Genomic DNA, 10,478 nt, shown 5'->3' on the forward strand with positions numbered 1-10,478 from the left:
TGGGTGTGGAGTCGGATCTGGGGATCGACTCGATCAAGCGTGTCGAGATCATGGGGGTGATTCAGGAGCGGTTCGGTGTGGTGTCGTCGGCCGGTCCTGAGCAGCTTGCGGAGCTGCGGACTCTCGGTGACATCGTCGATTTCGTGGCGGGTTCGGCGGGTGCGGCTTCTGCTGCGTCGGCTTCCGTTGCCACCTCTGCTCCGGCTGTTCCTGCTGCGTCTGTTGGTGTGGATGCGGAGACGGTGCGGTCGGTGTTGTTGGAGGTGGTGGCGCAGAAGACGGGTTATCCGGCGGAGATGCTGGAGCTCGACATGGGTGTGGAGTCGGATCTGGGGATCGACTCGATCAAGCGTGTCGAGATCATGGGGGTGATTCAGGAGCGGTTCGGTGTGGTGTCGTCGGCCGGTCCCGAGCAGCTCGCGGAGCTGCGGACCCTCGGTGACATCGTCGACTTCGTCGCCGGCCCGACCGGGAACACGGCGAGCGAGACCGCGCCCGGCGCCGCCTCGGCCGAACCGGCGCCCGTCGCCGCCTCACAGGCGTCCGAAGCCGTCTCGCCCATCGGCCGCGCGCACGCCGCCCTCGTCGCCCTCCCCGCCGCCGACCCGCTGCTCGACGACTCCTCCGCCGACCGCGGCGCCCTCGTCGTCGACGACGGCTCGGACGTGGCCGCGCGGATCGTCGAGCGCCTCACCGCCACCGGCCGTCCGGTGCACGTCCTGAGGCTCCCCGGAGTCCCGGCGCGCCTTACCGGTGTGCACGACCACGCCCTGACCGGCTGGGGCACCACCGAGCTGGCGGCCGGCGTCGAGACCGTCTTCACCTCCCGGATCGGCCTCGTCGTCGACGTGACCGCCCGCACCGACGGCGACTGGAACGACGGCGTACGCAGGCTCGCGCACTCCCTCCTGCTGGCACGGCACGTCGTCCGCCCGCTGACCGACATGGCCGCGCACGGCCGTGCCGCGTTCCTCGCCGTGACCCGGCTCGACGGGGCCTTCGGCCTCACCGGGGTCGCCGAGGAGGCCGCCCCCGCCGGCGGTGTCGCGGGGCTCGTCAAGACGCTGGCCCTGGAGGCGCCCGAGCTGTTCTGCCGGTCCGTGGACCTCGCCCCCGGCATCGACCCGGCCACCGCGGCCGCCCTGGTGCTCGACGAGGCCGCCGACTCGGCCGTGGAGCCCGTACAGGTCGGCCACGACGGCACCCGCCGGGTCGGGCTCGCGGTGTCCGGCGAGCCGCTCACGGCCGCCGACGCCGACGCCGCGCCCCTCACCGCCGACGACCTGCTGGTCGTCACCGGCGGCGCCCGGGGCATCACGGCGGACTGCGTCGCCGAACTGGCCCGGCGCCACCGGCCGCGCCTCCTGCTCCTCGGCAGGACCCCGCTCGACGACGAACCCGCCTGGGCGCAGGGCCTGCCCGAGGAGAACCTGAAGGCGGCGGCCGCCGCCTCGCTCACGGCCGCGGGCGAGAAGCCGACGCCCCGACGCGTCGGCCAGCTCGCCGCCGCCGTCGCCGGCGCCCGGGAGATCTGCGCGACCCTCGACACGCTGCGGGCGGCCGGGAGCCGCGCCGAGTACCTGCCCGTCGACATCACGGACCAGGCCGCGACCGCGGCGGCCCTCGCCCCGTACAAGGACGACGTCACGGGCGTGGTGCACGGCGCCGGGGTGCTCGCCGACCAGATGATCGCGCAGAAGAAGGCCTCCGAGATCGAGCGGGTCTTCGCCCCCAAGCTGACCGGACTGCGCTCCGTCATGGCGGCCCTGGGCGGCGCCGACCTGCGCCACGTGGTGCTCTTCTCCTCGGTCGCCGGATTCTTCGGCAACCAGGGGCAGTCGGACTACGCGATGGCCAACGAGGTGCTCAACGCCTGGGCCTCCTCCCGCCGTCGCACGTTCCCGCGGACGCGGGTCACCTCCGTCAACTGGGGTGCCTGGGACAGCGGAATGGTCTCCCCGCAGATCAGGAAGGTGTTCGAGGAGCGGGGCATCGCCCTGATCCCGGTCGCCGACGGCGCCCGGATGTTCGCCGACCAGTTCGGTCCCGAGCGGGCCGGTGACGTGGTGACCGTGCTCGGCCCGACCACCCCGCTCAGCTCCCGGGACCGCACCGGCGCGACCGCGGGCGGCACGGTGACCCGGGGCCTGTCGGACCTGGCCGCGTCCACGCTCGTCACCGACCACGTCATCGACGCGACGCCGGTCCTCCCCGCCGTCGTGGCGATGGGATGGGCGCTCGGCGCGGTCGAACACGCCGACGGGCGACGGGCCGTGCGGCTGCGCGACTTCGCCGTCCACCGCGGCATCGTCTTCGACGGCACCCAGCCGGCCGAGTGCCGGCTGGTCATGACGCCCGCCGACGGCGACGGCGACGGCGCCGACGTCAAGGTCGCCGTCCAGTCGCTGGCCGACGGCACCGTACGACCGCACTACGCGGCCACGGTCGTCGCGGGCGCGCTCCCGCCCGCCGCGCCGGTGACGGGACTTCCCGCGCCGGGCACCGGCACCGAGGCCGCCGGTCTCTACACCGACGGAACGCTCTTCCACGGGCCGGCCCTGCGCGGCCTGCGCCGGATCCTCGCCGACTCCGAGTCCCGCCTGGTGCTGGAGTGCGAGGCGGTACGGACGGACACCGACAGCGGTTCGTCCGACTGGTTCGCGGCCGGCTCCGCGGACCTGCTGCTCCAGGCCGCGCTCGTCTGGGTGCGCCGGTTCCGCGGCACCGCCGGGCTGCCGCTCGCGGTGGGCGGGGTCGAACTGTACGGCCCGCTGACGGCCGGTGAGGTGTTCTTCATCGTGGTGGAGCCGGTCGGGCCGACGGGCCAGGGTGGCCCCGACTCCCGGCTGGACATCACCGCCTGCACCTCCGACGGACAGGTCAGGGCCAGGTTCACGGCCGTCTCCGTCGTCTCGGCCCCGCAGTTGGCGGCCAAGTTCACGGGCTGACGGTATCCGCACCGGAAGCAGTGAGCGGGCGGCGGCTTGCCGCCGCCCGCCCCACAGGAACTCCCGCTTGGGAAGGAACCTCACCCAGTTATGAGCAGATACGCGATCGTCGGCATCTCCTGCCTGTTCCCCGGAGCGCGAACGCCCGAAGAGTTCCGGCAGAACCTCCGCGGTGGCACGGACAGCCGTCGGGAAGGAGGCGTGGAGGTCTTCGGGACCGAACCGGACGAGCGTGACCTCGACCCCCGGCACGGCATCGTGTCCCGCCGCGGCGGGTTCGTCACCGGCTTCGAGTTCGACCCCACCGGCTACCGGATCGACCCCGACCGTCTCGCCGGTCTCGACCGGCTCTTCCACTGGTCGCTGTACGCCGCCAGGGAGGCCCTGCGGGACTGCGGCGCCGACGACCGGCCCGAGCTGCTCGCCAGGACCGGCCTGGTCATGGGCAACTACTCGTTCCCCACCACGACGTCGGCGAAGGTGAGCGTCCCGCTGGCGCAGGAGGCCGTCCTCGCCGGACTGCGCCGCTCCGGCGCACCCGAACTGGCCTCCCTGCCCGGGGCGGTCCCGCTCGTCGACCGCGCCGCGATCGTGCCCGAGAACCTCCGGGTCAGCGGCTCGCCCGCCGCCGTCGCCGCCGGGGCGCTCGGACTCGGCGGCCCCCGCTACTGCCTGGACGCCGCCTGCTCCTCCGCGCTCTACGCGCTCAGCCTCGCCTGCGGTCATCTCGACTCCGGCCAGGCGGACCTGGTGCTCGCGGGGGCGGTCTGCGCGCCCGACCCGACCCTGATCCACCTGTCCTTCTCCGATCTGCACGCCTACCCGGAGAACGGGTTCAGCCAGCCCTTCGACGACCGCTCCGGCGGAATCGTCACCGGCCAGGGCGCGGGCATGGTCGCCGTCAAGCGTCTCGAGGACGCCGTGCGCGACAACGACCGTGTGTACGCGGTCGTCGACGGCATCGGACTCTCCAACGACGGTGCCGGACGCCACCCGTTGGTCCCCCGCAAGAGCGGACAGCTCGACGCCCTCGCGCGCGCGTACGCGGACGCCGGTGTGGACCCGGCGAGCGTCGACTACCTGGAGTGCCACGCCACCGGCACCCCGGTCGGGGACACCACGGAGGCCGAGTCGGTCGCCGAGTTCTTCGGTGCCCACGGAGACGTACCCCTGCTTGGGTCGGTGAAGGGCAACATCGGCCATCTGCTGACCGTCGGTGGTCTGAGCAGCCTCCTCAAGGTCGTCCTGGCCATGGAGGACGGCGTGATCCCGCCGACCATCGGGGTGGACCGGCCGGTCTCCTCGCCGGACGGGAAGGTCGGCGACGCGACGCTCGTCCGCACCGCCCGCCCCTGGCCGGACACCGCCGGGCCCCGCCGTGCCGCCGTCTCCGCCTTCGGCTTCGGCGGTACGAACGCGCACGTGGTGCTCTCGGAGGCCCGGACCGCCACGGAGACGGCCCCCGACGCCGGCACCGCCTCCCGCGCGGACGCCGCGTCCGCCGGCGACACAGCCCCCGCTGGCGACACAGCCCCCGCCACCGACACCGCCCCCGCCTCCGGCACCCCCGGGCAGGGCTCCGGACTGCCCGCGCTCGACGTCGTCGGCCTCGGCGCGCACTTCGGCTCGCTCGACTCGGTGGACGCCTTCGAACAGGCCGTGTACGAGGGCGGGCACGACCTGCGGCCGCTGCCCGAGCGGCGCTGGCGGGGCCTGGACCGTACCGACGGCGGAACGCTCGAAGCGGCGGGGCTCACCGGCCCGCCGCACGGAGCCTTCGTCGAGGGCGTCGAGGTCGACCCCGCCGACCTGCGCGTCCCACCCGCCGACCTGCGGATCTACAACCCGCAGCACGCGCTGATGACCAGGGTCGCCGACGAGGCGCTGCGCGACGCCGGCTACCGGCTCGACCCCGACAGCCGCGACACCCCCGAGGCCCGCCGCATCGCGGTCGTCGTCGTCACCGAGATCGAGCCGTACTCGCACGCCAGGCTGAGCCGGTACGGGCTCGGGACCTTCCTGCGCGGCGAACTCGACAAGGCCGGGGTGAAGCTGACGGAGGAGCAGCGGGCCGCCCTCAACGAGGTCGCCCGGGACGCCGTCGTCGACCCCATCGGGGCCAACGAGGTGCTCAGCTACATCGGCAACGTGATGGCCGGCCGGATCTCCTCCCGCTGGAACCTCACCGGCCCCTCCTTCACGCTCTCCGCGGAGGGCGCCGGGACCGCCGAGGCGCTGGACGTCGCCCGGCTGCTGCTGCTCGACCCCGATCTGGAAGCCGTACTGATCGGCGGCGTCGACCTGGCGGGCGCCGCGGAGAACCTGCTCGTCCAGCCCGCTCCCGGCACCGAGCCGGGCCTCACCTTCAACGAGGGCGCGCGCGGCCGCCGTACCGGCGAGGGCGCCGGAGCCCTGGTCCTCACCCGCCCCGACACCGCCCCCGGCCGGGTGCACGCCCGGATCGACGCGGTGGCCGTGCGCTATGCCGAGGCCGCCGAGGGCTCCCTCACCCCCGTCTCCGGTCCCGCCCTCGCCGAGGCCGCGCGGGCGGCGCTCGACGCCGCCGGGATCGACGCCGCCGCCGTGGACTACCTGGAGGCGCACGCGGGCGGTACGGAGGCGGCCGACCGGACCGAGATCGCCGCCCTCGCCGAGGTGTACCCGGCGGGCGGCGCCACCGTCCTCGGCAGCGTCAAGGCCCAGATCGGCGATGCCGGCTGCGCGGCCGGGATCGCCGCCCTGATCAAGGCGGTCGTCTGCCTCCGGCACGCCTATCTGCCCGGCACCCGGGGCTGGCGCCGCCCCGCCGACGACCTCGCCGAGGCCTTCGCCGCCTCGGCCTTCCAGGTGCCGGAGACCTCCTTCCCCTGGCTCCGGGAGCGCCCGGACGGCCGCCGTCACGCGAGCGTCAGCATGCTCGGCGCGAGCGGCTCGCACGCCCATCTGGTGCTCTCCTCCGTGCCGTCCGCCGACCGGCCCCGGCCCACGTCAGACTGGGCGCGGGCCCGCGGCCCGCTCCTGCTGCCGCTCGCCGCCGACACCGTCGACGCCCTGGTCGCCGAGGTCCGCCGGCACGGCGCGCTGCTCGCGGACGGAGCCGATCCGTCCGCGCTCGCGCGCGAGGCGGCCCGCGGCCTCGACGGGCGGCGCCTGCGCGTCGTCCTCGTCGGCCGCGACCGGGAGGCGCTGGTCCGTCAGACGGAGCTCGCGGCACGGGACCTGCCCGCGGCGCACGCGGCCGGAACGGACTGGAACACCCCCGCGGGATCGTTCTTCACCCCGCGCCCGATCGGGCCCGAGGGGCGAGTGGCCCTGGTGTACCCCGGGGCGTTCAACACCTACCCCGGCCTCGGCAGGGGCCTGTTCAGGACCTTCCCCGGCCTGCTCGACAGCTACGAGCGGCAGGCCGCGGAGCCCGCCCGCATGCTGCGCTCCACCCAGCTCTACCCCCGTGGGACCGAGACCCCGGACCGGCGCGCGATGATGCGGCTGGAGGAACGTCTCGCCGACGACATCCCGTTCATGCTCGCCACCGGGACCAGCTTCGCGATCCTCTACACCGAGCTGATCCGCGAAATCCTCGGGATCACCGCGCACGGCGGCTTCGGCTACTGCCTCGGCGAGGCGAGCATGCTCTTCGCCACCGGGGGATGGGACCCCGGCAGCCGCTCCGACGCGCTGATCACCGAGAGCCCGGTCTTCCAGGACCGGCTGTGCGGGCCCCGGCGCACCGTCCGCGAGCTGTGGAAGCTGCCCCCGGAGACGCCCGACGGGGACGTGTGGTCCACCCATGTGCTGCTCTCGCCCGCCGAGCCGGTCACCGAGGCGCTCACGCGCTACGACCGGGTCCACATCACGCACATCAACACGCCGAACGAGCTGGTGATCGGCGGAGACCCGGAGCAGTGCCGGGCGCTCATCCGCGAACTGGGCTGCCCCGCCGCCCGCTCGCCCGCCAACGTGGTCATGCACTGCCCGGTCGTGGACAGCGAGTTCGACGGCCTGGCCCGGCTGAACGACTACCCGACCGGCTCCTTCGGCGCCCTCGAACTCCTCAGCGCGTACGACTACGAGGTGCTGCCGGCCGAGCGTCTCACCGACTCCCCGCAGCGCATCGCGCAGACCCTGCGCTCCACGATCGACTTCCCGCGCCTGGTGCGGGGGGCGTACGACCGCGGATACCGCTACTTCATCGAGGCGGGACCGGGCGCCACCTGCACCCGCTGGATCCGCGACACGCTGGGGGACGCGCCGCACGTGGCGGCCGCAGTCGACCGGCGGGGCGCGACCCCCGCCACCAGCCTCGCGCACCTGGCGGCCCGGCTCGTCGGACACGGTCTGCCGGTCGACCTCACGGTGCTGTGGGGCGAGGAACCGGACGCCGTGCGTGGTGCGGCCGCACGGTCAGCCCGCCGTCTTCCGCCCGTGCGGGTCGGCGGCGGTGAGCCGATCCCGGACCGCGTCGCCCGTGAGGCCGCCCGGACCCTTTCCGCCGTGCGGTCCCGTCCCGCCGCCATCGACCCGCCCGCTCCGCCGGAGGTGCCCGCCGTCATGTCCGCCGCCCTGCCCGCCGCCATGCCCGCCGACCCCACGCTGGAGTCGCCGGAGGCCATCACGTTCGACGGCGGCCCGGTCACCGCCGTGACGTGGGCGGGCGCCGCTCCCGCGACCCCGGCACCGGCGGACCCCGCCGTCCCGGCGCACGCTCCGGCGCGGTTCCCCGCGCACGTCCCGGCCGCGGCCGCCGCCCCGCCGGCCGCGCCCGCGCCGCTGCCCACGGCCTCCGCCGGCACGCCCGCCGCCGACCTGGTGCGGGACCTGCGCCGGGAGATCGTGGCCGCGCACGGCGTCGTGATGGAGACCCACCGGGTCCTGCAGGCGGCCACGCTCGAACGAACGGCCGCCCTCCTGGACACGCCCGTTCCCGCCGCCGCGCCACTCCCGGCGCCGCCCGCGCCGGTGGCCCCCGCCCTGCCTGCCGTGCCCGCTCTGCCCGCCGTCCCGGCGCCCGCACCGCTCCCGCCGGCCCCCGTGGGCGTGGCCGCGCCCGCCCCGGTGCCGGCCGCGCCCGCGGTGCCCGTCACCCCGGCCGCGGCCCCGGCCTCCGGGTCCCGTGACCGCGGCGGTGTCGTCTTCGACGAGGCGGACCTGCTGGAATTCGCGACCGGCTCGGTGGCGAAGGCCTTCGGCCGCCCCGAGTTCGCCGAGATCGACGCCTTCCGGGCCCGGGTGCGGCTGCCCGCGCCGCCGTACCACTTCGTCACCCGTGTCACCGCGCTCGACGCGCGCCCGGGAGTCCTCGAACCGGCCCGGATCACGACCGAGTACGACGTCCCCGAGGACGCCTGGTACGCCGTCGACGGCGGCGTGCCGCCGGCGGTGACCGTCGAGGCCGGCCAGTGCGACCTGCTGCTCGTCAGCTTCCTCGGCATCGACTTCCGCAACAAGGGCGACCGCGTCTACCGGCTGCTCGACAGCTCGCTGATCTTCCACGGCGGTCTGCCCCGCACCGGACAGACGCTCCGGTACGACATCTCCATCGACCGCTTCGTCCACCAGGGCGACACCACGGTCTTCTTCTTCAGCTACCTCTGCTACGCCGACGGCGAGCTGATCCTCGAACTCAAGGACGGCTGCGCCGGCTTCTTCAGCCAGGCCGAACTCGACACCCCGCTCGGCATCGTCATGACCGACGCGGAGCGGGCCCGCCGTGCCGCGCTGCCGCGGGGCACCTTCAAGCCGCTCGCCCGCGCCCGCAAGGACCGGCTCGACACCGCCGACCTGGAGCTCCTCGCCCAGGGCCGCCCCGGGGACGTCTTCGGCCCCGACCACGCCCAGGACCCGGGCCTCAACCCGGCGCTGCGCCTTCCCGACTCGATGCTCCGCATGATCGACGAGGTCACCGTCGACCGCACCGGCGGACCGCGCGGCCTCGGGAAGATCGGAGCCGTCAAGCACCTGGAGCCGGACGCCTGGTACTTCACCTGCCACTTCCCGGACGACCCGGTCCTCGCCGGCTCGCTGATCGCGGAGGGGGCCGTCCAGCTCCTCCAGGTCTACCTCCTGCACCAGGGCATGCACCTGACGCTCCCCGACGCCCGGTTCCAGACCGTCACCGACCGCCAGATCGACGTCAAGGTGCGCGGTCAGGTCACCCCGCGCGACCGCGAGATCCGCTACGAGCTGGAGATCACCGAGCTGACCCTGCTGCCCCGGCCCACCGTGGTGGCGGACGTCCTGGTGTACCTGGGCGACAAGCCGGTCGTCCGGATGGAGAACCTCGGTCTGCAGATCGTGGAGAAGCCGGGCACGCCGTACCGTCCCGAGACCGGTGGGGTGCCGGCGTTCCTCGGCCGCCGCAACCGCTCCGGCGAACCGGCCATGATCAACGAACTGCACCTGGCGCACGCCGCCCAGGGCCTCCTCGACATGGCGATGGGCCCCGAGTTCGAGATCTACCGGGAGAGCCGCGCCCCCTACATCCCGAACGGCGACTTCCAGTTCGTCGACCGGGTCATGTCGCTGACCGGCACCCGCGGCGACCTGAGCCCCGGCTCCGAGATGGTCACGGAGTACGACTCCCCGGACGACGCCTGGTACTACCGGGAGAACTCCTCGCCGTACATGCCGAACTGCGTCTACATGGAGTCCTCCCTCCAGGCCGCGATCTTCCTCGGCTACTACCTGGGCGCGACCCTCACCCGCCCCGAGGAGCAGTACCGCATCCGCAACCTCGACGGCCGGGCCACCCTCGTCCGCGACATCGACCTGCGCGGCAGGACGATCCGCCACCACTCCAGGCTGCTGAGCACCAGCGTCGTCTCCGGCGCCGTGCTGCAGAACTTCAGCTACGAACTGAGCGCGGACGGCGAGGTCTTCTACGCCGGCGAGTCGCTCTTCGGCTACTTCAGCGACGCGGCCCTCGCCAACCAGGTGGGCCTCGACAGCGGCACGTACCGGGAGCCCTGGATCGCAACCGAACGGCCGGCGGCAGAGCGGGTGCGCAGGATCGAACTCCCCGACGACGCGCCCGCGTTCACCGACCCCACGGGCGGGGCGCTGCGCCTGCCCGCCGGCCGCTTCCACCTCGTGGACCGCGTCGACCTCGTCGAGGACGGCGGCCGTCACGGCGCCGGATACCTCCACGGACACCGGAGCATCCGCCCCGACGAGTGGTACTTCGACCGGCACTTCCACCGCGACCCCGTGATGCCGGGCTCGCTCGGCGTCGAGGCCGTCCTCCAGGCGATGCGCCTCTTCGTGCAGGAGCGGAACCTCGCCGACGGCATGACCCGGCCCCGCTTCGCCATGGCGACCGGTGTCGAGATGGCGTGGAAGTACCGCGGCCAGATCCTGCGCGAGGACGACGAGCTCTTCTTCGACGTGCACATCAAGGAGGTGCGCAGGGAGGCCGACCGGCTGCTCGTGATCGCCGACGCCGATCTGTGGAAGACGCGCCTGCGCATCTACGAACTCACCGACGTGGCTATCGAAGTCCGTCCGGAAACGGACTGACCGCATGGACAGCCG

At 74.1% G+C, this 10,478-nt stretch carries 2 protein-coding genes; both read left to right on the forward strand.

What is annotated here, in order from left to right:
- Window positions 1-251: 251 nt before the first annotated feature.
- Complete coding sequence (locus ACFVGW_RS34490) at window positions 252-2,948, forward strand: SDR family NAD(P)-dependent oxidoreductase (protein WP_385854782.1); 2,697 nt, start codon at window positions 252-254, stop codon at window positions 2,946-2,948.
- A 90-nt stretch (window positions 2,949-3,038) separates the two neighbouring features.
- Complete coding sequence (locus tag ACFVGW_RS34495) at window positions 3,039-10,463, forward strand: beta-ketoacyl synthase N-terminal-like domain-containing protein (protein WP_385854767.1); 7,425 nt, start codon at window positions 3,039-3,041, stop codon at window positions 10,461-10,463.
- Window positions 10,464-10,478 lie beyond the last annotated feature (15 nt).

It is taken from the genome of Streptomyces sp. NPDC127129, from assembly GCF_042671585.1.
Classification (GTDB): domain Bacteria; phylum Actinomycetota; class Actinomycetes; order Streptomycetales; family Streptomycetaceae; genus Streptomyces.